Source organism: Streptomyces sp. CBMA29, from assembly GCF_014596445.1.
In the GTDB taxonomy this organism is placed as follows: domain Bacteria; phylum Actinomycetota; class Actinomycetes; order Streptomycetales; family Streptomycetaceae; genus Actinacidiphila.
Window position 1 is genome coordinate 62,094 of the sequence record NZ_MECL01000035.1, and the last position, 25,529, is coordinate 87,622.

The 25,529-nt window shown below is 71.7% G+C and carries 20 protein-coding genes; 5 read left to right on the forward strand and 15 right to left on the reverse strand.

What is annotated here, in order from left to right:
* Positions 1-37: 37 nt before the first annotated feature.
* From BGM09_RS05660 to BGM09_RS05700, 9 genes are all read right to left on the reverse strand, one after another.
* Positions 38-313 (reverse strand): hypothetical protein, encoded by a 276-nt coding sequence (locus tag BGM09_RS05660; RefSeq protein ID WP_188280294.1) that lies wholly within the window; start codon positions 311-313, stop codon positions 38-40.
* Between the two features lie 90 nt (positions 314-403).
* Positions 404-2,209: an IucA/IucC family protein gene (locus BGM09_RS05665; RefSeq protein WP_188280295.1), complete on the reverse strand. Its 1,806-nt coding sequence runs from the start codon at positions 2,207-2,209 to the stop codon at positions 404-406.
* Positions 2,206-2,781, reverse strand: coding sequence for a GNAT family N-acetyltransferase (locus tag BGM09_RS05670; protein ID WP_188280296.1), 576 nt, complete (start codon positions 2,779-2,781; stop codon positions 2,206-2,208). The genes BGM09_RS05665 and BGM09_RS05670 overlap by 4 nt, the downstream gene beginning before the upstream one ends.
* Positions 2,778-4,136: a lysine N(6)-hydroxylase/L-ornithine N(5)-oxygenase family protein gene (locus BGM09_RS05675; RefSeq protein ID WP_188280297.1), complete on the reverse strand. Its 1,359-nt coding sequence runs from the start codon at positions 4,134-4,136 to the stop codon at positions 2,778-2,780. Before BGM09_RS05675 ends, BGM09_RS05670 begins: the two co-directional genes overlap by 4 nt.
* A complete protein-coding gene (locus tag BGM09_RS05680) occupies positions 4,120-5,568 on the reverse strand; it encodes a pyridoxal phosphate-dependent decarboxylase family protein (RefSeq protein ID WP_188280298.1) in 1,449 nt (482 codons plus the stop codon). Before BGM09_RS05680 ends, BGM09_RS05675 begins: the two co-directional genes overlap by 17 nt.
* A 112-nt stretch (positions 5,569-5,680) precedes the next feature.
* Positions 5,681-6,841, reverse strand: coding sequence for an acyl-CoA dehydrogenase family protein (locus tag BGM09_RS05685; protein WP_188280368.1), 1,161 nt, complete (start codon positions 6,839-6,841; stop codon positions 5,681-5,683).
* 8 nt (positions 6,842-6,849) lie between these two features.
* Complete coding sequence (locus BGM09_RS05690) at positions 6,850-7,788, reverse strand: hydroxymethylglutaryl-CoA lyase (protein WP_223186378.1); 939 nt, start codon at positions 7,786-7,788, stop codon at positions 6,850-6,852.
* Between the two features lie 101 nt (positions 7,789-7,889).
* Complete coding sequence (locus BGM09_RS05695) at positions 7,890-10,040, reverse strand: acetyl/propionyl/methylcrotonyl-CoA carboxylase subunit alpha (protein ID WP_188280369.1); 2,151 nt, start codon at positions 10,038-10,040, stop codon at positions 7,890-7,892.
* Between the two features lie 47 nt (positions 10,041-10,087).
* Positions 10,088-11,728: a carboxyl transferase domain-containing protein gene (locus tag BGM09_RS05700; protein WP_188280300.1), complete on the reverse strand. Its 1,641-nt coding sequence runs from the start codon at positions 11,726-11,728 to the stop codon at positions 10,088-10,090.
* A gap of 84 nt (positions 11,729-11,812) precedes the next feature.
* Between BGM09_RS05700 and BGM09_RS05705 the strand changes: the two genes are divergently transcribed.
* The 3 genes from BGM09_RS05705 (at position 11,813) to BGM09_RS05715 (ending at position 14,595) form a co-directional block, all read left to right on the forward strand.
* Positions 11,813-12,433, forward strand: coding sequence for a TetR/AcrR family transcriptional regulator (locus BGM09_RS05705; protein ID WP_188280301.1), 621 nt, complete (start codon positions 11,813-11,815; stop codon positions 12,431-12,433).
* 67 nt (positions 12,434-12,500) lie between these two features.
* On the forward strand, positions 12,501-13,658 hold the full coding sequence (locus BGM09_RS05710; protein WP_188280302.1) for an acyl-CoA dehydrogenase family protein: 1,158 nt from the start codon (positions 12,501-12,503) through the stop codon (positions 13,656-13,658).
* 52 nt (positions 13,659-13,710) lie between these two features.
* A complete protein-coding gene (locus tag BGM09_RS05715; protein ID WP_188280303.1) occupies positions 13,711-14,595 on the forward strand; it encodes an acyl-CoA thioesterase in 885 nt (294 codons plus the stop codon).
* Between the two features lie 104 nt (positions 14,596-14,699).
* On the opposite strand, the gene BGM09_RS05720 is transcribed toward BGM09_RS05715, so the two are convergent.
* The 3 genes from BGM09_RS05720 to BGM09_RS05730 form a co-directional block, all read right to left on the reverse strand.
* Positions 14,700-16,001: a sensor histidine kinase gene (locus tag BGM09_RS05720; RefSeq protein ID WP_188280304.1), complete on the reverse strand. Its 1,302-nt coding sequence runs from the start codon at positions 15,999-16,001 to the stop codon at positions 14,700-14,702.
* Positions 16,002-16,003: 2 nt separating this feature from the next.
* Positions 16,004-16,678 (reverse strand): response regulator transcription factor, encoded by a 675-nt coding sequence (locus BGM09_RS05725; protein ID WP_317452548.1) that lies wholly within the window; start codon positions 16,676-16,678, stop codon positions 16,004-16,006.
* 103 nt (positions 16,679-16,781) lie between these two features.
* Positions 16,782-17,600 carry a phosphatase gene (locus BGM09_RS05730; protein WP_188280306.1) on the reverse strand — a complete coding sequence of 273 codons (819 nt, stop codon included), beginning with the start codon at positions 17,598-17,600 and terminating at the stop codon, positions 16,782-16,784.
* A 172-nt stretch (positions 17,601-17,772) separates the two neighbouring features.
* Here BGM09_RS05730 and speB point away from each other — a divergent pair, with 172 nt between their 5' ends.
* Complete coding sequence (gene speB / locus BGM09_RS05735) at positions 17,773-18,732, forward strand: agmatinase (protein ID WP_188280307.1); 960 nt, start codon at positions 17,773-17,775, stop codon at positions 18,730-18,732.
* A 289-nt stretch (positions 18,733-19,021) separates the two neighbouring features.
* Positions 19,022-22,912 (forward strand): ABC transporter ATP-binding protein, encoded by a 3,891-nt coding sequence (locus tag BGM09_RS05740; RefSeq protein WP_223186382.1) that lies wholly within the window; start codon positions 19,022-19,024, stop codon positions 22,910-22,912.
* Between the two features lie 83 nt (positions 22,913-22,995).
* Here the strand turns inward: BGM09_RS05740 and BGM09_RS05745 are convergent, their stop codons facing one another.
* The 3 genes from BGM09_RS05745 to BGM09_RS05755 form a co-directional block, all read right to left on the reverse strand.
* Positions 22,996-23,622: a hypothetical protein gene (locus BGM09_RS05745; RefSeq protein WP_188280309.1), complete on the reverse strand. Its 627-nt coding sequence runs from the start codon at positions 23,620-23,622 to the stop codon at positions 22,996-22,998.
* 112 nt (positions 23,623-23,734) lie between these two features.
* Positions 23,735-24,658, reverse strand: a complete 924-nt coding sequence (locus BGM09_RS05750) for a LysR family transcriptional regulator (protein ID WP_188280310.1) — start codon at positions 24,656-24,658, stop codon at positions 23,735-23,737.
* Positions 24,659-24,663: 5 nt separating this feature from the next.
* Positions 24,664-25,461: a sugar phosphate isomerase/epimerase family protein gene (locus BGM09_RS05755; protein WP_188280311.1), complete on the reverse strand. Its 798-nt coding sequence runs from the start codon at positions 25,459-25,461 to the stop codon at positions 24,664-24,666.
* Positions 25,462-25,529: the final 68 nt, after the last annotated feature.

Below are 25,529 nucleotides of genomic sequence, written 5' to 3' on the forward strand. Positions count from 1 at the left end.
GGCCGCTCGGCGCTCGACCGCTCAGCCGCTCGGCCGCTCAGCCGTAGACGATGCGGCGGAGCTGACGCTGCGAGAGGGCCGAGGGGGCCACCGCGCGGTGCGGCAGCTCCTCGGCGATCCGCTCGAAGATGTCCGCGTTGACCAGGCCCTTCGCCTGGAGCTCGCGGTGTCTCCTGCGGACGAACTCCTCGGTCGTCTCGTCGAAGTACGCCAGCACGTCCAGCACCACCCGGCTCGCCTCGCCGCGGTGCAGCGGCGTGGAGCGCACCAGGTGGTCGATCAGGTCCTCGTAGGACGTCCGGCGTTCGAGCACCCGTCGATACTGATGTGATCATCTGCGCTTTGCAAGATTCCTGCCCGATTTCGGGCAGGGAAAGCGGCCAAGGGGGTGAAAATTCGGCCGTTACGGACGTGGGCGGTGGGCTGCGAGGGGGTTGGGGAGGGTGCCCGCGAACTGGAGGGCGGCCGACGGGTCGGCGAGGTCGATCATCTGCTGGTTGTCACGGAGCTGGAGCCGGTTGAGGCAGGACAGGGTGAATTCCGGCGCGAAGAGGTCGTACCGCTTGAACCGTTCGGCGAGGTCGGGATGGGCGGCCTGGTAGTCGGCGACGCATTCGGCGACCGTCCGCCAGAACACCGTTTCGTCCAGGATCTTCCCGGTGTGGAGGATCGCGCTCAGGAAGCGGAAGAAGCAGTCGAAGACATCGGTGAAGACGGCGAGCACCCGCTCGTCCTCCGGGACCTCGGCCCTGATCCGCTCCACCTCGGGCGGCAGCGGCGTCTCCGGGTCCATGATCACGATCTCCTCCGCGATGTCCTTGAACACCGCCCGCCGCACCGCCCCGGTCTCGTCCAGCACCAGGATCACGTTCTCGCCGTGCGGCATGAAGGCCAGCCCGTAGGCGTAGAGGCTGTGCAGCACCGGGACGAGATACGCGTCCAGGTAGCGCCGCAGCCAGGTCTCGGCGGGCAGGCCGGAGCGGGCGATGAGGGCGCCCGCGAAGGAGGTGCCCGCGCCGTCGGTGTGCAGCAGCGACGCCATCGTGGCCAGGCGGTGGCCCGGCTCCAGGTCCGCGACCGGGCTCTCCCGCCACAGCGCGGCCAGCATCTTCCGGTACGGGGAGCCGTACGCGGTGGCCGCCTCGTACTGCCGGTGGTGGTAACCGATCGCCGCGCGCTCGCGGATGATCGAGAAGCGGGCCGCGGCGAAGGTGGGGTCGGCGGTGATCAGCTCGGCGAGCCAGTCGTTGATCGCCGGGGTGGCCGCCATGTACGCGGCGGACAGGCCGCGCATAAAACCCATGTTGAGGACGGACAGCGCCGTCTTCACATAGTGCCTGGTCGGGACGGTGGTGTTGAAGAACGTACGGACCGACTGCTGCGCCAGATACGCGTCGTCGCCGGGGCCGAGGCAGACCAGGTGCTGCCGGGCGACCTCGCCCGCGAAGGTGACCGAGAGCTTGTTCCACCACTGCCAGGGGTGGACCGGGATCAGCAGATACGCGGCCGGGTCGAGGCCCCGGCCGGTCAGCGCGGCGGCGAAGCGCTGGAGCTGTTCCCTGCCCAGCTCGGCGGTGAGGAAGTCCTCGTAGTCGATGCCCGCGCCCGCGCTGAAGGTGGTGCGGTCGCGGCGCGCGGCCAGCCAGATCAGCCGGACGGGGGAAGCGGCCTCGGGCGCGTACCGCAGATGGTCGTCCGTGCCGAAGCCGAGCCGCCCGCTGTTGGCGACGAAGCAGGGGTGGCCCTCGGTCATCCCGGTCTCGATGGCCTGGAATCCGGCGCGGGTCAGCTCCGCCGCACTCACCGGCGTGCGGTCGTGGGCGGCGCGTCTGAAGGCGGCGGCGGAGAGGGTCGCGCTGATCTCCTCCAGGTAGACCGGCAGGACGCTGTCGCTGATGGCGAGGGTGGTGCGCAGCTCGGTGATGAAGTCGAGCGCGTCGAGGGGGAGTTCGGCCGCCTGCCGGTGGCGGGTGATGCTCGCCGGGTCGATCTGCCAGTGGTCGAGGGCCAGGCGGCGGGCGGCGAAACGGTACGTCGTGGCGCCGTCGTCGCTGCGGACGAGGTAGCTGTCGTGGCCGTCGTGGCCGTCCTGACTTGAGGGCTCCGGGGTGAGCAGCCGTTCGTGGGCGAATTCGGCGAGGGCCTTGGCCACCAGGTGGCGGGTGGCCCGCTCCCACAGCGCCGGGGTGAGGTGGTCGACGTCGGTCATCGCGTGGCCTCGAAGCGCTCGCGGGTGCAGATGCTCAAGAAGGCGTCCTTCTCCGGCTTCTTGATCTCCTCAACGATCTCGAAGCCGACCGTCTCGTTGAGCACGTGCACCGCCGTGTTGCGGACGTCGGGCTCCACGATCACTCTGCGGGTCGCGGGATCGGCGAAGAGTTCGGACATGACGGCCCTGATCACCGCGCGGGTGAAGCCGTGCACGGGGGTGTCGCAGGGCGCGACCAGGAAGTGCATGCCGACGTCACCGGGCCGCGCCGGGTAGAGCCCGACGAGTTCGACCCGCGCGGGGTCGTACCGTTCCATCAGGAAGGCGGGCCGTCCGTCCCGGCAGCCGAGGAACGCCGCCTCGTACGGGGCCTGCGCGATCTCGGTGTACGCGCGCTCGACGTCGTAACGGCTCGCGTCGCCCATCAGCCAGAAACCGGCTTTCGGGTGCGTCACCCAGGTGTGCAACAGGTCGGCGTCGGCGAGCGGGTCGACCGGGCGGAAGGTGAAGTCGAGGTCTGTGCTCGTACTGTTCGTGTTGGTCGCGGCGTTCGTGCTGCTTGTGCTGCTCATGCGGTGAACTCCTGGAAGGCGATGGCCTTTTCCACGCGGTAGTGCTCGCGGCCCAGCAGCTCCCGGATGATGCGGGAGTTGCGGTAGGCGGCCATGCCGAGGTCGGGGGAGACGAAGCCGTGCGTGTGCAGTTCGGCGTTCTGCACGTAGATCGCGCGCTCGGTGACGTCGATGGCGTAATCGCGGGTGACGTCGTAACGGTCCTGCTCGTCCCAGCGGATGCGGTCCCGGACGGGGGCGAGGAATTCCGGCGTCTGGTAGCGGTAGCCGGTGGCGAGGACGAGGCCCTCGGTGTCGATCGTGAACTCCCTGCCCTGCTCGCGCTGGCACAGCCCGAGGGTGTACGTGCCGCTGTCGGCGTCGTACCGCGCGCTGTCGAGCGAGGTGTTGGTGAGCAGCCGGGTCGGGACCTTGCCGCGCCGGTTCTTCAGATAGAGCAGGTCGAAGATGTCGTTGATCAGCTCCGAATTGATCCCCTTGTAGAGGTTCTTCTGCGAGACGTTGAGCGTGTCGCGCACCGGGGACGGCAGGGAATGGAAGTAGTCGACGTATTCGGGCGACGTCATTTCCAGCGTGAGCTTGGTGTATTCGAGCGGGAAGAAGCGCGGCGAGCGGGTCACCCAGTTCAGCGCGTAACCGTGCGCGTCGATGTCCTGGAGCAGGTCGTGGTAGATCTCGGCGGCGCTCTGCCCGCTGCCGACGACCGTGATGCTGCGCTTGCGCTGGAGGTCGCTCTTGGCCGCCAGATAGCGGGAGTTGTGGATGAGGTCGCCGCCGAGCCCTTCGCAGGCTGCGGGGACGTACGGCGGTGTGCCGGTGCCGAGGACGAGTCGGCGCGTACGGTGCGCCGCGCCGCTCGCGGTCCGTACGACGTAGGTCCCGCCGCGCGTGCCCTCGTGCGTGCCGTCGTACGTTCCGCCGCCCTCGTAGGTCACCTCGGTGACCGTCTGTCCGAAGCGGATCGACGGGATGCGGGCGGCGGCCCAGCGGCAGTAGTCGTTGTACTCCTCGCGCAGCGGATAGAAGCTCTCGCGTATGTAGAAGGAGTACAACCGCCCCGATTCCTTGAGGTAGTTGAGGAAGCTGAAGGGCGACGTGGGGTCGGCGAGGGTCACCAGGTCCGACATGAACGGCGTCTGGAGGGTGCTGCCCTCCAGGAACATGCCGGAGTGCCAGTCGAAGTCCGGTTTGGCCTCCAGGAAGAGGCCGTTGAGGTCGTCGATCGGCTCGGTCAGGCAGGCCAGGCCCAGATTGAACGGGCCGAGGCCGATCGCGATGAAGTCGAACTCCGGTTCCGGCGCGGCGGGTTCGGATGCGACTTCGGGTACGGCGTCCGGGTCACGAGGCGTGGACAAGTGCGTCTCCCAGGTACTGGTCCGCGTGCTCGGCGAGCAGGTCGAGGACGGTGGCGATGTCGGCGGGTGTGGTGCGCGGGTTGAGCAGGGTGAATTTCAGGTAGTGGCTGCCGCGTACCTTCGTGCCCGCCACGACGGCCTCGCCCGAGGCGAACAGCGCCTTGCGGGCGTGCAGGTTGGCGCGGTCGATCAGCGCCGGGCTGGTGACGGCGGCCGGGATCCAGCGGAAGACCAGCGTGGACAGGGTCGGCGGGGCGGCCACTTCGAAGCGCGGGTCGGCGTCGAGCAGCTTCCAGCCCTCGGCGGCCAGGTCCACGACCTCGTCGAAGAGTTCGCCGACGCCGTCGGCGCCCATCACGCGCAGCGTCATCCACAGCTTGAGGGCGTCGAACCGCCGTGTGGTCTGGAGCGACTTGTCCACCTGGTTCGGGATGCGCTCGGTGGTGGTGCGGCGCGGGTTGAGGTAGTCGGCGTAGTACGTGGCGTGCCGCAGTGTGGTGCGGTCGCGGACCAGGAGGGCGCTCGAACTGACCGGCTGGAAGAAGGACTTGTGGTAGTCGACGGTCACCGAGTCGGCGCGCTCGATGCCGTCGAGCAGGTGGCGGCGGGTGGGGGAGACCAGCAGGCCGCAGCCGTACGCGGCGTCCACGTGCAGCCACACGCCGTGGCGTTCGCACAGGTCGGCGACGGCGGGCAGCGGGTCGATGGAGCCGAAGTCGGTGGTGCCCGCGGTGGCGACGACGGCCATCGGGGTCAGGCCCTCGCGGGCGCAGCGGTCCAACTCGCGGGCGAGCGCGAGGCTCTGCATCCGCTTGTTCTGGTCACAGGGGACCGCGATGACGGCGTCGGCGCCGAGTCCGAGCAGTTTCGCGGACTTCTGGACGCTGAAGTGGCCGCACTCGGAGGCGAGGATGCGCAGCCGGGAGGAGGCGGCGCCGCGGGTGACGGCTTCCTCGCGGGCGAGCAGCAGCGCCTGGAGGTTGGACTGGGTGCCGCCGCTGGTGAAGACGCCGTCAGCCGTCGGACCCAGGCCCGCGCGCTCGGCCGTCCAGTCGATCAGGCGGCGCTCGATGAGGGTGGCGCCGGCGCTCTGGTCCCAGGTGTCGAGAGAGGAGTTGACGGCGCTGAGCACGGCCTCGGCGGCGACGGCCGGTATGACGACCGGGCAGTTGAGGTGCGCGAGGTAGCGGGGGTGGTGGAAGTAGACGGCGTCGCGCAGATAGACGGCTTCGAGTTCGTCCAGCGCGGCGGCGGTGTCGCCGAGCGGCTGGGCGAGGTCGATCGCGTCGATCCGGGGCGCGAGGGCTTCCGGGGTGATGCCGGTGAAAGGCCGGTCGGTCGCGGCGAGGGTGGCCGCCACCCGCTCGACTCCCTGGGTGACGGAGCGCAGATAGTGCTCCGTCGTGGTGTCGTTGAGCAGGTGTGAGCGCATGGGCGGACCTCTCGTTGAGCGGCTGAGTTAGGTTAGCCTAACCTAACTCACCGCTTCAACGATCATGCGCCCCACCTGTCTCAGGGATCACTCTTCCCCGGAGACCGGCGTTCTAGCCCGTCAGCCCCAACTCCCGTGCGATCAGCATGCGCTGCACCTCGCTGGTGCCCTCGCCGATCTCCAGGATCTTGGAGTCCCGCCACATACGGGCCACCGGATATTCGTTCATGAAGCCGTAGCCGCCGTGGATCTGTGTGGCCTCACGGGCGTTGGTGACCGCGATCTCGGAGGAGTAGAGCTTGGCCAGCGCCGCCTCCTTCTTGAACTCGTCGCCGTGCACCAGCCGCGACGCCGCGTCCCGCCACGCCAGCCGCGCGGTGTGGGCCCGCATCTCCATGTCCGCGATCTTGAACTGGATCGCCTGGTTGTCACCGATCGGACGCCCGAAGGCGTGCCGGGTCTTGGCGTACGACAGCGACTCGTCCACACAGCCCTGCGCCAGACCGGTGGACAGCGCCGAGATCGCGATCCGCCCCTCGTCCAGGATGCGCAGGAACTGCGCGTAGCCCCGGCCCTCCTCGCCCAGCAGATTCGCCGCGGGCACCCGGCAGTCGGCGAAGGACAGCTCACGGGTGTCCGACGCGTTCCACCCGACCTTGCTGTACTTCTTCGACACCGTGAAGCCGGGCGTCCCCGACGGCACGATGATCGAGGAGATCCGCGGCCTGCCGTCGTCCTTGCGGCCGGTCACCGCCGTCACCGTGACCAGTCCGGTGATGTCGGTGCCCGAGTTGGTGATGAAGCACTTGGTGCCGTTGATCACCCACTCGTCGGTCGCCTCGTCCAGCCGCGCGGTGGTACGGGTGCCGCCCGCGTCGGAGCCGCACTCCGGCTCCGTCAGCCCGAACGCGCCCAGCATCTCGCCCGAGCAGAGCTTCGGCAGCCAGGTGCGCTTCTGCTCCTCGGTGCCGAACCTGAACACCGGCATCGCGCCCAGCGACACCCCGGCCTCCAGGGTGATCGCCACCGAGGAGTCCACGCGGGCCAGCTCCTCCAGTGCGATGCACAGCGCGAAGTAGTCACCGCCCATCCCGCCGTACTCCTCAGGGAACGGCAGCCCGAACAGGCCCATCCGCCCCATCTCCCGCACGATCTCGTACGGGAACTCCTGCTGCTCGTAGAACTCGCCGATCTTCGGCGCGATCACGTCCTTGGCGAACTCCGCGACCGTGGCGCGCAATTCCTCGTACTCGGCGGACAGACGGTGGTCGATCGACATGGCTACTGCTCCTGGTGGGTCAGGGCGCGGACGGTACGGGACGGGCTCGGCCGTCCCAGGTGCTCCGCCATCCACACGCTTGTGGCGCTGAGGCGGTCCAGATCGACCCCGGTGCGGATGCCGAGGCCGTGCAGCATCCAGACGAGGTCTTCGGTGGCGAGGTTTCCGGTGGCGCTCTTCGCGTACGGGCAGCCGCCGAGGCCGCCCGCGGAGGCGTCCACGACGGTGACGCCCCGCTGGAGCGCGGCCAGCGTGTTGGACAGCGCCTGGCCGTAGGTGTCATGGAAGTGCACGGCCAGCTTGTCGACCGGGACGGTGTTGTGGGTGGAGCCGCCGGTCAGTTCGTCCAGCAGCGCTGTGACATGGCCGGGCGTGGCCACCCCGATCGTGTCGCCGAGGCTCAGTTCGGTGCAGCCCAGCTCGTACAGCCGCCGGGCCGCGGCTGCGACCTGCCCGATCGGGACCGGGCCCTCCCAGGGGTCGCCGAAGCACATCGACAGGTAGCCGCGGACGGTGGCGCCCGCCTCCCTGGCCCTGGTTACCACCGGGGCGAACATCGCCAGCGACTCCTCCACCGTCCGGTTGAGGTTGGCGCGGGCGAAGGACTCGGTGGCGCTGCCGAAGACCGCGATCTCCCGGACGCCCAGGTCCAGCGCCCGCTCCAGACCCCGCTCGTTCGGCACCAGCACCGGCAGCCGCACCGCCGGTTCCAGGTCCGCGAGCAGCGGCATCAGCTCGGCCGCGTCGGCCAGTTGGGGCACCCACTTGGGGTGGACGAAGCTGGTCGCCTCGATCGTGCCGAGCCCGGCGGCGGCGAGCCGGTGCACGAACTCCGCCTTCACGGCGGTCGGCACGGTCGCCTTCTCGTTCTGCAATCCGTCCCGCGCGCCGACCTCGTGGATTCGCACGGCCGTTGGCAGCCCGGCCGCGGGAACGGCCATCGGCAGCCCGGCGGGCAGCGCGCCGCCCGTCGCGTCCGTCGTCGTACTCGCGGCGCCGTCGGTGGGTGTCCCGGACGCGGCCGGGCTCCGGCCGGCGGCGCTCATGACGCCTCCCCAGTAGTCGGCGCGGAAGCCGGTGCGGTGGTCTGCGCGGATGTCTGCGCGGCGGCGGGTGCGGTGGTCTGCGCGGCGGTCGGTCCGACGGGCGGCTCGGGTGCTGTTCCGGCGGCTGTCGCGGGTGTTGCCGCCTCGGTTGCCTCGGCCGCCTCGGCCGCGTCCTGCGCGGCCGACGGGGTGACCACCGCCAGCACCTGGTCCATCGTCACGGTGCTGCCCGCGGTGACGTCGATCTCGGACACCGTCCCGTCGTGCGGGGCGGTGATCACGTGCTCCATCTTCATCGCCTCCACCACCAGCATGCTCTGACCCGCCACGACCTCGTCCCCCTTGCCGACCTTCACCACCGTGACCGTGCCGGGCATCGGCGCGGTCAGCGCGCCGCCCCCGCCCCCGCCCGCGGCGCCGCGCAGGGCCGCGGCCACCGGGTCGTACGCCCGCACCCACCAGCCGTCACCGTCCCGTCCCAGCCACTCGCCCGCGTGCCGGAAGGCGGTCACCATGCCCTCGCGGTGCAGCAGCGCGCGCGGTCCGTCCAGCGTCAACCGGGCCGCCGTGGACGGTCCTTCGCCGATCCGCACCAGGCCGTCGCGGACCCGTACCGTCACCGGCTCCCGGCCGGGAACCCGCAGGTGGTGCACCGTCCAGGCCGCCTCGCCGCCCAGCCGCCAGCCGCTCGGCACCGAGAACGGGTCGGTCCAGCCGCCCGCGTCCGGCGCCGGGGCCAGCGCGGCCTGCCGCAGCAGCGCCGCCGCCGCGTACACCTCGTCCGGCACACCGGGCAGCAGCAGTTCGGCGGCGTCCCGGTCGATCAGCCCGGTGTCCAGCTCGCCCGCGACCACCGCCGGGTGGGCCAGCAGCCTGCGCAGGAAACCGGTGTTGGTGTCCAGGCCCAGCACGACGGTGTCCGCCAGCGCGGCCCGCAGCCGCCGCAGCGCGGTGGCCCGGTCGGGGCCGTACGCGATCACCTTGGCCAGCATCGGGTCGTAGGCGGTGCCCACCTCCGTGCCGACCGCGAGACCCGAATCCACCCGCACCCCGGGGCCGGTCGGTTCGGCCAGCGCCACGACAGTGCCCGCGGACGGCAGGAAGTCCACCCGGCCGTCGCCCGCTCTGGCGGTCTCCGCGCAGATCCGCGCCTCTATGGCGTGGCCGGTCATGGCGATGTCCCGCTGTCCGAAGCCGAGCCGTTCGCCGCAGGCCACCCGGAGCTGCCACTCAACCAGGTCGAGCCCGGTGACCAGCTCCGTCACCGGGTGCTCCACCTGGAGGCGGGTGTTCATCTCCATGAAGAAGTACGCGCCGCGGTCGGCGCCGGGGACGATGAACTCCACCGTGCCCGCTCCGGTGTAGCCGCAGGAGCGGGCGGCCTGCACCGCGGCCTCGCCCATCGCCTGCCGGGTCGCCTCGTCGAGCAGGACCGAGGGGGCCTCCTCGATCACCTTCTGGTGCCGTCGTTGCAGCGAGCACTCGCGCTCGCCGAGGTGCACCACCGAGCCGTGGCCGTCGGCCAGCACCTGGATCTCGATGTGCCGCGGCCGGTCGATCCACCGCTCCACCAGCAGCGTGTCGTCGCCGAAGGAGCCGCGCGCCTCGCGCCTGGCCGCCGCGATCTCCTCGGCCAGCAGAGCCTCGTCCCGCACCAGCCGCATGCCTTTGCCGCCGCCGCCCGCCGAGGGCTTGAGCAGCACCGGCAGGCCGATCTCCCGTGCCGCGTCGGCCAGTTGGGCATCGGTGAGTCCGCTGCCCGTGCTACCGGGCACGACCGGGACGCCCGCGGCCCGTACGGTCTCCTTGGCCCGGATCTTGTCGCCCATCAGCTCGATGGCCTCGGCGGGCGGTCCGATGAAGACCAGGCCGGCCTCGGCGCAGGCGCGGGCGAAGGCCGCGTTCTCCGCCAGGAAGCCGTATCCGGGGTGGACCGCCTGGGCGCCCGCCTCGACGGCCGCCCGTACCTGCTCGGCGGCCGACAGGTAGTTCTCGATCCGTACCGCGGTGTCCGCCTCGCGTACGTGCCGGGCGTCGGCGTCGGCGTCGGTGAAGACGGCGGCCGAGCGGACGCCCAGCTCCCGCAGGGTCCGCAGCACGCGGACGGCGATCTCGCCGCGGTTGGCGACCAGGACGGTGTCGAACATGGGGCTCGCGCTCCCGGCGGTTGCGGTGTTCATGGTCGGCACGCCCCTCACATCCGGAAGACGCCGTAGCCGGGCGCGCCCGGATCGGCGGTCGGAAGGGGGGCGTTGGCGCAGGCGGTGAGGGCCAGGCCGAGGACGGTACGGGTCTCCAGCGGGTCGATCACACCGTCGTCCCAGAGCCTGGCGGTGGCGTAGTAGGCGTTGCCCTGGGTCTCGTACTGCTCGCGGACCGGGGCCTTGAACGCCTCCTCCGCCTCCTCGCTCCACTTCTCGCCCGCCGCGGCGAGCTGGTCGCGCTTGACGGTGGCCAGCACGGACGCGGCCTGCTCGCCGCCCATCACCGAGATCTTGGCGTTCGGCCACATCCACAGGAAGCGCGGGCTGTACGCCCGGCCGCACATCGAGTAGTTGCCCGCGCCGTAGGAGCCGCCGATCACCACGGTCAGCTTGGGCACGCGCGCGCAGGCGACCGCCGTGACCATCTTCGCGCCGTGCTTGGCGATGCCGCCCGCCTCGTACTGGCGGCCGACCATGAAGCCGGAGATGTTCTGGAGGAACAGCAGCGGGATGCCGCGCTGGTCGCACAGTTCGATGAAGTGCGCGCCCTTGAGGGCGGATTCGGCGAACAGGATGCCGTTGTTGGCCACGATGCCGACCGGGTGGCCCTGGATGTGGGCGAAGCCGGTGACCAGCGTGGTGCCGTACTCCGCCTTGAACTCGGCGAAGCGGCTGCCGTCCACCAGTCGCGCGATGACCTCGCGGACGTCGTACGGGGTGCGGGAGTCGACCGGCACCGCGCCGGTCAGCCCGGCCGGGTCCACGGCCGGCGGCTCCGCGGGCCGTACCGTCCACGGCGGCGCGCCGCGCGCGGGCAGGGTGGCGACGATGTCGCGGACGATGTCCAGCGCGTGGGCGTCGTCCTCGGCGAGGTGGTCGGTGACGCCGGAGACACGGGAGTGCACCTCGCCGCCGCCCAGTTCCTCCGCGGTGACGACCTCGCCGGTGGCGGCCTTCACCAGCGGCGGACCGCCGAGGAAGATCGTGCCCTGATTCCGTACGATCACCGCCTCGTCGCTCATCGCCGGGACGTAGGCGCCGCCCGCGGTGCACGAGCCCATGACGGCGGCGATCTGCGGGATGCCGCGCGCCGACATGGTGGCCTGGTTGTAGAAGATCCGGCCGAAGTGGTCGCGGTCGGGGAAGACCTCGTCCTGCCGGGGGAGGAACGCGCCGCCGGAGTCGACCAGATAGACGCACGGCAGCCGGTTGTCCAGGGCGATCTCCTGGGCGCGCAGGTGCTTCTTGACCGTCATCGGGTAATAGGTGCCGCCCTTGACCGTGGCGTCATTGGCGACGACCACGACCTCACGCCCCGCGACCCGGCCGATCCCGGCGATCACCCCGGCGGCCGGTGCCTGCCCGTCGTACATCCCGTCCGCGGCCAGCGGCGCCAGCTCCAGGAAGGGCGAGCCGGGGTCGAGCAGCCCGTCCACCCGGTCTCTGGGCAGCAGTTTTCCGCGCGCGGTGTGGCGGGCGCGAGATCTCTCGCCGCCGCCGAGCCGCGCGGCGGCCAGCTTGTCGCGCAGGTCCGCGGTCAACGCGGCATGAGCCTGCGCATTGGCCTGATACGCCTCCGACGCCGGATCTGCGGCGCTGGACAGGACTGGTGACAGTGCTGGTGCTGCCATGATTCGACCCCCCGGATGTTAGCGAGCGTTAACGTGATGACTCCACGTTAACGCTCGCTAACTCGGTTGTCTAGACTCGATCTCATGAACCCGACGAAGACGGCGGAGAACCGTCGCGAGCAGATTCTCCGAGAGGCCGCCCGGCTCTTCGCCGAGCGCGGCTTCCACGGGGTCGGTGTCGACGAGATAGGCGCCGCGGTCGGCATCAGCGGCCCGGGTCTCTACCGGCATTTCGCGGGCAAGGACGCCATGCTCGCCGAGCTGCTGGTGGGCATCAGCGGCCGGCTGCTGACCGCGGGCAAGATGCGGGTGGCCGAGGCGACCGGGCCCGTGGAGGCGCTGGACGCGCTGGTCCGCGGCCATATCGACTTCGCGATCGACGACCGGCCGCTGATCACCCTGCACGACCGTGAGCTGGACCGGCTGCGCGACTCCGACCGCAAGCTGGTCCGCCAGCTCCAGCGGCAGTACGTCGAGGAGTGGGTCGCGGTGGTGCGGCTGGTGCATCCGGGCGCCACCGAGCTGGAGGTGCGCGCGGCCGTGCACGCCGTCTTCGGTCTGCTCAACTCCACCCCGCACCTCGGCGAGCGCGGCGGACTGCCCGGCAAGGCCGCGATGGCGGCCCTGCTGCACCGGCTGGCCCTCGGGGCGCTGGAGGCACTGGACGGTCTGGACAGCACGGCCGACTGGCGGGTAACTTACTGAGCGCTTGCTTAATGCTCGATTGTCGATCGCCCCGGCAGCGGACCCGGTCGCGGATGGGAGGCGCGCTGTGCGTCGTACGGTGTTCAACGAGGACCACGAAGCGTTCCGCGAGACGATACGTGCCTTCATCGAGGCCGAGGTCGTCCCCGTCCACGACGAGTGGCTGGCGGCGGGCCTGGTCCCGCGCGACTTCTACTACAAGCTCGGCGAGCTGGGCGTCTTCGGCATCGAGGTGCCCGAGGAGTTCGGCGGCGCGGGCGAGCACAGCTTCAAATTCCAGGCCGTCATCAGCGAGGAGTGCGCCCGCGCGGGCGTCAGCTTCGGCGGCAGCGGGGTCCACGTCGGCCTCTGCCTGCCCTACGTGATGGCCTACGCCACCGACGAGCAGAAGAAGCGCTGGCTGCCCGGCTTCGTCAGCGGCGAGACGATGTTCGCCATCGCCATGACAGAACCCGGCACCGGCTCCGACCTCGCGGGCATGAAGACGACCGCCAAGCTCTCCGCCGACGGCACGCATTACGTGCTCAACGGCGCCAAGACCTTCATCACCGGCGGCGTCCACGCCGACCGCGTCATCGTCTGCGCCCGCACCGCCCCCGCCACGCCCGAGGACCGCCGCGCGGGCATCTCCCTGTTCGTCGTGGACACCAAGGCCGACGGATACGCGGTCGGCCGCAAGCTGGACAAGCTCGGCCTGCGCACCTCCGACACCGCGGAACTCTCCTTCTCCGACGTCAAGGTCCCGCTCGAGGACCTGCTCGGCGAGGCGGGCAAGGGCTTCTCCTACCTCGGACAGAATCTTCCGCAGGAGCGATTGGGCATCGCCGTCGGCGCGTACTCCCAGGCCGCCGCCGCGATCCGCTTCGCCCAGGCGTACGTCCAGGACCGGACCGTCTTCGGCCAGACCGTCGCGTCCTTCCAGAACACCAAGTTCGAACTGGCCGCCTGCAAGGCCGAGGTGGACGCCGCGCAGGCCGTCGTCGACCGCGCCCTCGAAGCGCACGACAAGAAGGAACTGTCCGGCGCGGACGCCGCCTCCGCCAAGCTCTTCTGCACCGAGGTCGCCGCTCGCGTCATCGACCGCTGCCTCCAGCTCCACGGCGGCTACGGCTACATGAACGAGTACCCGATCGCCCGCCTGTACGCCGACAACCGCGTCAACCGGATCTACGGCGGCACCAGCGAGGTCATGAAGTCCATCATCGCCAAGTCGATGGGCCTGTGACCGGAGACCCATCCGTGAGAAAGCCGGCGGACGCGTGAATGCCGAAGGACCCGTGAACGACTCCCAGGATCCGCTCCAGTCCCTGCTCGATCTGCTCGACCTGGAGCGGATCGAGCGGGACATCTTCCGCGGTGTCAGCCGGTCGGCCGTGGTGCCCCGGGTCTTCGGCGGCCAGGTCGCCGCACAGGCCCTGGTCGCCGCGGGCCGCACGGTGCCCGGGGACCGAGGCGCGCACTCGCTGCACGCCTATTTCCTGCGGCCCGGCGACCCCAGTGTGCCGATCGTCTACCAGGTCGACCGGATCCGCGACGGCCGCTCCTTCACCACTCGTCGGGTCGTCGCTATCCAGCACGGTCAGCCGATCTTCCACCTCTCGGCGTCCTTCCAGGTTCACGAGGAGGGCCTGGAGCACCAGGAGCCGATGCCGTACGCGCCCGACCCGGAGACCCTGCCGACGGCCGAGGAGATGCTGCCCGTACACGCCGCGCGGTTCCCCGACCCCACCGTGGTCGACCGGATACTGGAAACCCGCGCTGCCGTCGACCTGCGCTACGTCGAGGACCCGCCGTTCCTCACCGCGGGTGTCATCCGCGAACCGCGCTCCCAGGTCTGGTTCCGCGCCCGCGGCAAACTCGCCGACGACCCGCTGCTCCACGTCTGCCTCGCCACCTATGTGTCGGACATGACGCTGCTCGACTCGGTCCTGCTCGCCCACGGCCGCGGCGGCTGGACCGTCGGCGACGTGGTCGGCGCGAGCCTGGACCACGCCATGTGGTTCCACCGGCCCTTCCGTGCCGACGAATGGCTGCTCTACGACCAGCAGAGCCCGTCCGCCTCCGGCGGTCGCGGCCTCGGCACCGCCCGGATCTACACCCGCGACGGGCGGCTCGCCGTCTCGGTGATCCAGGAGGGTCTGGTCCGGGTGCCGCGCGACTGACGCTCACCCTTTCGGGTGAGCGCGGATTTCCTGGACGCGGGACACACGGCCCTACGGCTCCGCGGCTTCCGACGCGGGGCCAGGCCCTGATCGTGCGGCTCCGCCTACGCGGCCTCGACCGCGGGTCCGACCGGCAGCGTCGCCCGTACGAGAAAGCCCCCGGCCGCCGCGGGCGACGCGATGAACTCACCGCCGAGCTGCACCGCCCGCTCGCGCAGTCCGGCGAGACCGTGGCCGCCCGAGGGCAGGGCCGGTCCCGGAGCCGCCGACGCCGGGCCGTTGCGCACCTCCACCACCAGCACATCGCCGCTGTGCCGCACCAGGACGCGGGTTTCCGCGCCGGGCGCGTGCTTGCGGATGTTGGTGAGCGCTTCCTGCACGATGCGGTACGCCGCGTGCTGGACGTCCGACGGCAGGCGGGCGGCGTCGGCCGGGGCCATGGCGCCTGGCAGTTCGCCGTGTGTGCCGGGTCCCGCGGCAGCGACCAGCGCGGGAATGCCCGCGAGGCCGGGGCCCGCGTCCAGCGGCTGCCCCGACGTCAACGGCAGCCGCAGCAGCCCCACCATCCGGCGCAGCTCGTCCAGCGCGTCCCGGCTCAGCTCGCGCACCGCACCGGCCGCCGCCCGCGCCTGCGGCCCCCGCGCGGTCGCCTCCAGGGCGCCGGACTGCACGGCGATCAGGCTGATGTGGTGCGCCACGGTGTCGTGCATCTCGCGGGCGAGCCGGGCCCGCTCCCGTACCACCGCCTGTTCGGCGGCCAGCTCTCTCTCCCGTTCCCTGCTGGCCGCCAGCTCCTCCAGCCGCCCGGCCAGCTCACGCCGCGAGGCCGCGAACAGGCCCAGCGCGGTCGGCGCCAGGGCCAGCAGCGAGGACAGCATCACCGCGAGGATCGTGTCCGAGAGCCCCCAGGGCGCCGGGTCGCGGAACGGCCAGGGCACGCAGGAGACCGTCGCCGCGAGCAGCGCGCAGCCACCGGTCAGCAGGGCGCGGCGCGACATCACACGCTCACCCGAACGGGTGAGCGCGTCCGATGAGGCAGCGGACGGCGTCGCCGGCGGTACGAGAGCCGCCGGAGCGAAGGACGTGGCGGGCGGCGTACCGGAAGGCGTGCGCTTCGAGGGCCCGGCCGGAGAAAACGGCCACCCTTGTGCGCGATGGCGGTCGGGACCGCCCGCGGCGATCTCGTAGAGCGCGCCCATCGGCGAGAACCAGATGTAGCCGAGCGAGAGGGCGGGCAGGGTCGCGGCGAAGGCGATCAGCGGGAAGCGGTGCCTGAACAGCAGCGCCAGCGTGCCCAGGGCCGCGAAGGTGAACGAGAGCGGGCCGCCGTAGGAGCGCGTCGCCCACACCTCGGTCGCGGAGAGGGCGAACAGGGCGGCGTCCGGCAGGGTGACACGTGGTTTCACGATCACTCGGGCACCCGTACCAGCCCGGCCTGGTGCGCGGCGACGGCGGCGGCCACCCGGTTGGGCGCCGCCAGCTTCCGCAGCACCGCGCGCACATGGTCCTTGACCGTGCCGACCGAGATCCCCAGCTCGGCCGCTATCCGGGCGTTCGGCAGCCCGGCCGCCAGCAGTCGCAGCACCTCGGTCTCGCGGTCGGTCAGCGGTGCCAAGGCCGCGGCGTGCGCGGACGCCCCGGGTGTACCGGGCTTCGCGCCGTCGGAGCCGAGCGGATCGCCCAGGAAGCCGTCGACGACCGCGCGGCCCACGGTGGGGGTGAAGACGGTGCCGCCGCGTGCCATGACGCGTACCGCGTCGATCAGGGTGCCGACCGCGGTGTCCTTGAGCAGGAAGCCGGTGGCGCCCGCCGCCATCGCCGCGCGCAGATGGGCGCTGGTGTCGAAGGCGGTCAGCATGGCGACGGCGGGCGGCGAGGGCAGTGCCCGCAGGGCGCGCAGTACGGTCAGCCCGTCGTCGGGCGGCGGCATCACCGCGTCCAGCAGGACGAGGCCGGGACGCGTCGCGGTCACCGTATCGACGGCGTCGTGCCCGTCGCAGTCCGCTTCCACCCGGATGTCGCCGGAGGATTCGAGGATGCTTCGCAGGGCGGCCCTGACCAGTGCTTCGTCATCGACGATCACGACCTGGACCACTGTGCCTGCCTTCCTCGCCCCCCTATTGACCCTGATATTCCCTTTGTTCCCTCATCGATGGTAGCGAGCGTAGCGACGGACCGGGACGGCGTCAGTTCCGTGCGGCCTGACCTGCGGCGGCCAGATCGGCGGTCGCCAGCAGATACGCGGTCAGCGGCGCGTAGTGCTGCGGGGGCACATTGTCGTCCAGCGGGACGGTCACCAGCAGGCGGCCCTCCGCCTCGCCGACGAACAGCGCCGGGTCGTTGCAGTCCGCGAAGCCGACCGTGTCGATGCCGCGCTCGCCCGCGTACCCCGCCCAGCCGTGGTCGGCGATCACCAGATCGGGCAGCGGCTCGCCGTCGCGCTCCAGCGCGTCCAGGATCTCCCGCATCGGGTCGGGGGAGTGGGTGTGCACCAGACCGCCCGCCCGGTGGACCATGGAAACGGACGCCAGGTGCCGGATCTCGCCGCCGTCCGCGTACAGGCGCTCCGACGGGGTGATCAGCGTGCAGCCCGCCGCGCGCAGCGCGGCGGCCAGCTCCCAGTGGACGGCGAACAGACCCGCCGGGTGACCGGTCGCCACCAGCACCCTGGAGCCGTTTTCCGCCGCCTTGTGCAGCACACCGGCCATCCGGTCGAGCGCGTCGATCGTTAGCTCGGGATCGATGGTGTCCTGCCCGTGCCGGTGCCCGGGATCGGCGACGACACCGCACCGCTCGGCCATCAGCTCCAGCACCGCCGCCTGGTCGTCCCAGCGGTCGCCCAGCTCCAGTCCGAACCAGTAGTAGCGATTTCCCTCGGCCAGCGCCCGGAAGTGGTCGAGGTTGTTCTCGCGGCTGGTCGCCACGTCGCCGGCTATCCGGGTGCTGGTCAGATGGGCGACGAGGGCCTGGCGGGTGGGTGCTGCGGCAGCTGGATCCAAGGGCATGCGCACATTGTCCCGCTCCGCCGCTCGGACGTGCGTCGGGGCGGGGATCGACGCCGAGGCGTAATCGGGACCGCCGATTGGAGGAAACGTACATTCCGGTGGCTTCCGGCGGCCACGTAGGGTCGGCCTCGCCCCTCAGGTGGGCGACCCCCAACGAAAGAGGCAGCCACCCATGAGCAGCGCAGAGCCGCGCGGCCCCGTCGACTCCTCGCGTGTCCCGCGCTACGCGGGACCGGCCACCTTCGCGCGCCTGCCGCGCCTGGACGAGGTCGGCGCCGCCGACGTCGCGGTCGTCGGCGTGCCCTTCGACTCCGGCGTCTCCTACCGGCCCGGCGCGCGGTTCGGCGGCAACGCGATCCGCGAGGCGTCACGGCTGCTGCGCCCGTACAACCCGGCACAGGACGCGTCGCCCTTCGCGCTCGCCCAGGTCGCGGACGCGGGCGACATCGCCGCCAACCCGTTCGACATCAACGAGGCCGTGGAGACCGTCCAGGCCGCGGCGGACGACCTGCTGGACACCGGTGCCCGGCTGATGACGCTCGGCGGCGACCACACCATCGCGCTGCCCCTGCTGCGCGCCGTCGCGCGCAAACACGGCCCGGTGGCGCTGCTGCACTTCGACGCGCACCTGGACACCTGGGACACCTACTTCGGCGCCGAGTACACCCATGGCACGCCCTTCCGACGCGCGGTCGAGGAGGGCATTCTCGACACGTCGGCGCTGTCGCACGTCGGCACGCGCGGCCCGCTGTACGGCAGGAAGGACCTGGACGACGACGAGAAGATGGGCTTCGGGATCGTGACGTCCGCCGACGTCATGCGGCGCGGCGTCGACGAGGTCGCGCAGCAGCTCAGGGAGCGCGTCGGGAACCGCCCGCTGTACATCTCCGTCGACATCGACGTGCTCGACCCGGCGCACGCGCCCGGCACGGGCACCCCGGAGGCCGGCGGGCTCACCTCCCGCGAGCTGCTGGAGATCCTGCGCGGCCTGTCCGACTGCCACCTGGTGTCGGCCGATGTCGTCGAGGTCGCCCCGGCCTACGACCACGCCGAGATCACCTCGGTCGCGGCCTCGCACACCGCGTACGAGCTGACGACGATCATGTCCCGGCAGGTCGCCGCAGCCCGCTGACGGCCCCTCCAGGGCCGTCCTGCGGGCCTGTCCACGGCCCCTTGGCGGCCTGGCCGGCGTCGCCCCCGGGACTACGACCAAGGTCGCACCGCCCCGCGGCCTTGGTCTCCCGTTTGTTGCGGGAGGATGAAACGCGCACGCCGGAGCGTTGCAGCCTCCGGCGGCAACGGGTGGACGGACGGGCTGGAGGACACGGGTGGCAAGGTCGTTGACCAGGGCGAGGACGACGAAGGAAGGTCCTGTCCCCGGTGAGGGGGCGGCGGCGCGGACGCCGAAGGAGCGGGGCTGGCTGTGGCGGCTGACCACGTACTGCTGGCGCTACCGCCGCAATGTGCTGCTCGCGATGGGCGCGTCGCTCGGCGGCATGGCGGTGACCGCGCTGGTCCCGCTGGTGCCGAAGCTGATCATCGACGACGTGATCGTCAAGCACGACAAGCCGCTCGCGCCCTGGGCGTTCACCTTGATCGCGGCGGCCGTCGTCGTCTATGTGCTCACCTATGTGCGGCGCTACTACGGCGGACGGCTCGCGCTGGACGTTCAGTACGACCTGCGCAATGAGATGTTCGGCTCGATCATGCGCCTGGACGGCCGCCGCCAGGACGAGTTGAGCACCGGCCAGGTCGTCGGCCGCGCCACCAGCGACCTTCAGCTCATCCAGGGTCTGCTGTTCATGCTGCCGATGATGATCGGCAATCTGCTGCTGTTCGTGCTGTCCCTCGTGGTGATGTTGACGCTGTCGCCGCTGCTCACCCTGGTCGCGCTCGCGGTCGCCCCCGCTCTGTGGTTTATCGCCGACCGGTCGCGTAAGCGGCTGTTTCCCGCGACCTGGTACGCGCAAGGTCAGGCGGCGGCCGTCGCGGGCATCGTCGACGGCTCGGTCACCGGTGTGCGCGTGGTGAAGGGCTTCGGCCAGGAGCAGCAGGAGATGGACAAACTGGAGACGGTCAGCCGCAAGCTGTTCGCCGGCCGCCTCCGTACCATCCGCCTCACCGCCCGCTACAGCCCCGCGCTCCAGGCGGTGCCCTCCCTCGGCCAGATCGGCATGCTGGCGCTCGGCGGCTGGATGGCGACCCGCGGCCAGATCACCCTCGGCACCTTCGTGGCCTTCTCCACCTACCTGGCGCAGCTCACAGGACCGGTCCGGATGCTGACGATGATGCTCACCGTCGGCCAGCAGGCGCGAGCCGGAGTCGAGCGGGTCTACGAACTGATCGACACCGAGCCCACCCTGACCGACGGCGCCAGGACGCTGCCCGCGGACGCCCCCGCCACCGTCGACTTCGACCACGTCACCTTCGGCTACACCGAGGACCGGCCGGTCCTCGACGGCTTCGACCTGCGGGTCGAGCCCGGCGAGACCGTCGCCGTCGTCGGCTCCTCGGGCTCCGGCAAGTCCACGGTCTCGCTGCTGCTGCCGCGGCTGTACGACGTGACCGGCGGCGCCGTACGCGTCGGCGGCGTGGACGTACGGGAGCTGACCTTCGAATCGCTGCGGTCCGCGATCGGCATGGTCCCCGAGGACAGCTTCCTGTTCTCCGACAGCGTGCGGGCGAACCTCCTCTACGGCCACCCGGACGCCACCGAGGAGCAGATGCTCGCCGCCACCCGCGCCGCACAGGCGGACGGCTTCATCTCCGACCTGCCCGACGGCTACGACACGGTCGTCGGCGAACAGGGCCTGACCCTGTCCGGCGGCCAGCGCCAGCGCGTCGCCCTCGCCCGCGCGATCCTCACCGATCCCCGCCTGCTGCTGCTCGACGACGCCACCTCGGCGGTCGATGCCCGGGTGGAGGCGGAGATCTTCGACGCGCTGCGCGAGGTGATGCGCGGCCGTACGACGCTGCTGATCGCCCACCGCCGCTCCACGCTGGCGCTCGCCGACCGGATCGCCGTGCTGGACGCGGGACGCCTGGCGGACGTCGGCACGCACGAGGAGTTGCAGGAGCGTTGCGCGCTCTACCGCGCGCTGCTCACCGACCCGGACGCGCTCGGCGCCGACGTGGTCGACCTCGACCCGGCGGGGCGGATCGAGTGGGAGGCGGCGCAGACGGAAATGGCCGCGGCACAGGCCGAACTGGCGAGTGCGCGGACCGAGGGGTGTACGGACGGTCTCGACGGCTTCGAGTGTCCGCTCGACGACGACCTGGCGCGGGGCGACGGCGCTTCTCCTGAGGCTGTGCCACCTGAGGTTGTGCCACCGGGGGCTGTGACTCCCGAACTGTGGCCTGCCGACCGGCGGGCTGCGGCCGAGGACGACGACCGGCGGAGCGCCGCCGCGGGCGCTTCCGTCCCGCCGCGGGTCGCTCCCGTCCAGGGCGGCATGGCGGGCGCGCTGGCCGGCATGCCCGCGACCCCCGACCTGCTCGCCAAGGTCGCCGCGCTGCCGCCCGCGCTGGACACCCCGGAAGTGGACGAGGACCGGGCGCGGACCGCCGAGGAGAAGTTCGGCCTCGGCAGCCTGCTGCGCGGCTTCCGTACCCCGCTGCTGCTCAGCCTGGCGCTGGTGGCCGTGGACGCCGTCGCGGGACTGCTGCTGCCGGTACTGATCCGGCACGGCATCGACGCGGGCGTCCGGCAGGCGGCGCTCGGCGCGGTCTGGGTGGCGTCGCTGCTCGGCCTGGTCCTGGTGATCGCGCAGTGGGCGGCGGAGTGGGGCTCGACCCGGCTGACCGGCCGCACCGGCGAACGCGTCCTCTACACGCTGCGCGTGAAGATCTTCGCGCACCTGCACCGGCTCGGCCTCGACTACTACGAGCGCGAGCTGACCGGCCGCATCATGACGCGGATGACCACGGACGTGGACGCGCTGTCGACGTTCCTCCAGACCGGGCTGGTCACGGCGCTGGTCAGCGTCCTCACCTTCCTGGGCATCCTGGTGGCTCTGCTCGCCATCGACGTCCAGCTCGCCCTGATGGTCTTCGCCACGCTCCCGATCCTGATCGTCGCCACCTGGGTCTTCCGCCGTAAGTCGGTGAAGGCGTACGAGTTGGCGCGCGAGCGGATCGCCGTCGTCAACGCCGACCTCCAGGAGCACGTCGCGGGTCTGCGGATCGTGCAGGCGTTCCGGGGGGAGCGGCGCGGGGCGGAACGATTCGCCGAGCGCGGTGACGACTACCGGACGGCGCGGGTGCGCGGCCAGTTCCTGATCTCCGTTTACTTCCCCTTCGTCCAACTGCTGTCCAGCGTGGCGGCGGCGCTCGTCCTGATCGTGGGCGCGCACCGGATCAGCGCGGGGACGCTCACGGCGGGCGCGCTGGTGGCGTATCTGCTCTACATCGACCTGTTCTTCTCGCCCGTGCAGCAGCTCTCGCAGGTCTTCGACGGCTACCAGCAGGCGTCGGTGTCGCTCGGCCGGATCCGTGAGCTGCTGCACGAGCCGACCGCCACGCCGGCCGCCGCCCGGCCGCGCGAGGTCGGAAGGCTACGCGGCGAGATCGCCTTCCGCGACCTGCACTTCAGGTACGGCGGCGAGGGGGCCGAGGGCGCGGAGGCGCTCAGCGGTGTGAATCTGCGCATCCCCGCGGGGCAGACCGTCGCCTTCGTCGGCGAGACCGGCGCGGGCAAGTCCACCCTGGTCAAGATGGTCGCGCGGTTCTACGACCCGACCGACGGCGCGGTGCTGGTCGACGGCAGCGACATCCGCGAACTCGACCTCACCGCCTACCGGCAGCGCCTCGGCGTCGTCCCCCAGGAGCCGTATCTCTTCGCGGGCACGGTGCGCGACGCCATCGCGTACGGGCGGATGGGCGCGACCGACGCCGAGATCGAGGCGGCGGCGCGGTCGGTCGGCGCGCACGCGATGATCGCGACCCTGGAGGGCGGCTATCTGCACCAGGTCGCCGAGCGGGGCCGCAATCTGTCGGCGGGGCAGCGGCAGTTGATCGCCCTGGCCCGCGCCGAACTGGTCGACCCCGCCGTGCTGCTTCTCGACGAGGCGACCGCGGCCCTCGACCTGGCTACCGAAGCCCTCGTCAACCAGGCCGCCGACCGGCTCGCCACCCGGCGTACGACGCTGGTCGTCGCGCACCGGCTGAGCACGGCGGCCCGCGCGGACCGGGTCGTCGTCCTCGACCACGGGCGGGTCATCGAGGACGGCACCCACGCGGCGCTGCTGGCCCGCGACGGCCGCTACGCCGAACTGTGGCGCACCTTCACGGGCGAGGTGCGCGCGGTGGCGTGACGGGAGGAGACCCGTCGCCCATGTGACGGAACCGGCGGGTCCCGCCGTCCTGGCCTTCTGCCCTTCTGGCGTCCCGCCTTCGCTCAGCCGAAGGCGGGACGCGCGGGGATCCGGTCCTTCGGCACCTCGAAGACGACCGTCACGCGGAAGTCCGTCAGGCACTCCGCCGTCGGCGTCGGCTGCTCGACGCGCAGCTTCAGCGAGTCGCCCGCCACGCCGAGCGTCGCCGACGTGGCCGCGCTGCACCCGGTCGACTCGGTCCAGCCGACCAGCACGTACCGCCCGAAGTCCGTCGCCGCCCCGCCAGCCGAGATCTCCGCCGCCGTCCGCCCGTCGCTGTGCGCCACGGTGGTGGCGAAACGGTCCAACTCGCCCCGGTCGTGCAGCACCTCGTGCGTCCCCGCGACGGCCCGCACCGACGACGAGAAGTACACGACGCGACTGGCGATCGACCCCGCCCCCGGTCTCGCCCCGCCTGTGGTGGGGCCACCGGTCGTCGGCACCGCGGTCGTCGGCCCGGCGGTGGTCGGCGGCGCGGTCGTCGCGGTGGTCGTGTCGCCGCTCGGCGTCACGGACCCGGTTGCGGCGGACGGCGCGCCGTCCGCCGCGTCCGAGGTGCCGCTCCCGCAGGCGACGGCGCCCAAGGTCAGCGAAACGGCCAGTGCCACGGCCGAGGCCGCTCCGCGCTGATTCACCTTCACGGTCAGCATGCCGGTGTGACGGCCCCCGCCCCCGCACGGTTCCGCGATGGCCTCAGAGCCTCGGTCACCGCCCGGCTGCGGGCGCGGCGGACGGTACAGAAGTCGTGGGCGCATGCCCCGATCATCCGTCCTCGGCGGCCGATCCCGGCCCAGCCGCCCAGTGCGACCGCAACGTGTCGACCGCCGCGACGATCGAGGGCCTGCGCGCGGCCCCCGTCCGCCACAGCGCGTACAGCCGCCGCACCGGAGCGGGCTCCAGCCGTACGACCGCGACGCCTTCGGGCACCGGCCCCCGCCCCAGCCTCGGTACCAGCGCGATACCGAGCCCCGCCCCTACCAGCGCCAACTGCGTCCCGTACTCGCCGACCTGGAAGGCCATGTCCGGCTCCGTCCCGGCCTCCCGCAACGTCCGCACCAGCCAGTCGTGGCACACCGACCCCGGCGGCTGGCAGATCCACCGTTCGTGCGCCACGTCCGCCCGCGTCAGCGACGTCCGCCCGGCCAATCGGTGCCCGGCAGGGACCAGCACGTCGCACCGGTCGTCCCCGATGACCGCCCGCTCCAAGCCCGGCGGTGCGGGCAGCGGCGCGACGTCCCAGTCGTGCGCCACGGCCAGGTCCACCGTCCCGCGCGCCACCAGGTCCACCGACAGATGCGCGTCCACCTCCAGCAGCCGCAGCTCCAACGCCGGGTGCGCCCCGGTCAGTTCCGCCAGCACTCCGGGCAGCAGCCCGCAGGCCGCCGTCGGGAACGCCGCCAGCGTCAGCCGGCCCGTGGGCCGTCCGCGCTGCTCCTCCAGCGTGACCTCGGCCGCCTCCACGATCGACATCAGCCGCTGCGCGGTCTCCACCAGCAGATGCGCCGCGTCCGTGAGGGCCACCCCTCGCCCGTGCCGCTCCAGCAGCACGGACCTGGTCTCCCGCTCCAGCTTGGAGATCTGCTGAGAGACCGCCGACGGTGTGTAGCCGAGCGCTTCGGCCGCCGCGCCCACCGACCCGTGGATGTGCACCGCGTGCAGCGCCCTCAGCCGCGCCAGATCGAGCATGCCGTTCAGGCCGAGTCGGCCAGCAACCGGGACAGGTGCTCACGTGCCGGGCCGAGCAGTCCCGCCAACTCCGGCACCTGTGGATACCAGCGCTTCTCGTACTCCCAGCACAGCCAGCCGTCCCAGTCCGCCCGGCTCAGCACCTCGACGGTCTCCGCCAGCGGCAGCACCCCGGCCCCCAGCGCCAGCGGCGTGGTGTCCGCCGCCGAAGCGATGTCCTTGACCTGGACATAGCCCAGGTACGGTGCCAGCGCCGGATAGGTCGTGGACGGCTGCTCACCCGCCAGCCAGGTGTGCATCACATCCCAGATCGTGCCGACCCCCTGGTGTCCGACCAGGCCCAGGATCCGCGCGACATCGGCGCCGCCCCGGTGCGAGTCATGGGTCTCCAGCAGCACCCGCACCCCGAGGTCGGCGGCGACCGGCGCCACCGCTGCGAGACGGCGCGCGGCGACCGCGTCCGCCTCCTGCGACTCGGTGTCGCCTCCGCCGGGGAACACCCGCACATAGGAGGCCCCCAGATCGGCCGCGAGGGTCATCGCCGCGCCGATCTCGTCGAGTACCGGCTGGTCGTCCCCGGGCGCGGCCACCTTGGCGTAGGCGGCCACGGTGAGAATCTCGACCCCGGCCTTGCCGAACTGCTCCACCACGTCGGCGCGTTCACCGGCCGAGAGACCGGGGTGGACCGGTTCCTCGTCGCTGGCGCGCAATTCGACGCCGTGGAAGCCGTTTTCCGTCGCGAGCCGCACCACCTGCTCGATGGGCAGGGCCGGGACGCCGAGAGTGGAGAAGGCGAGTTTCATTCGCCGGACACTAGGCACCGCTTTCCTGCCAGGTCAACCGCGTTCGGCCCCGCCCGACCCGTGTTCAG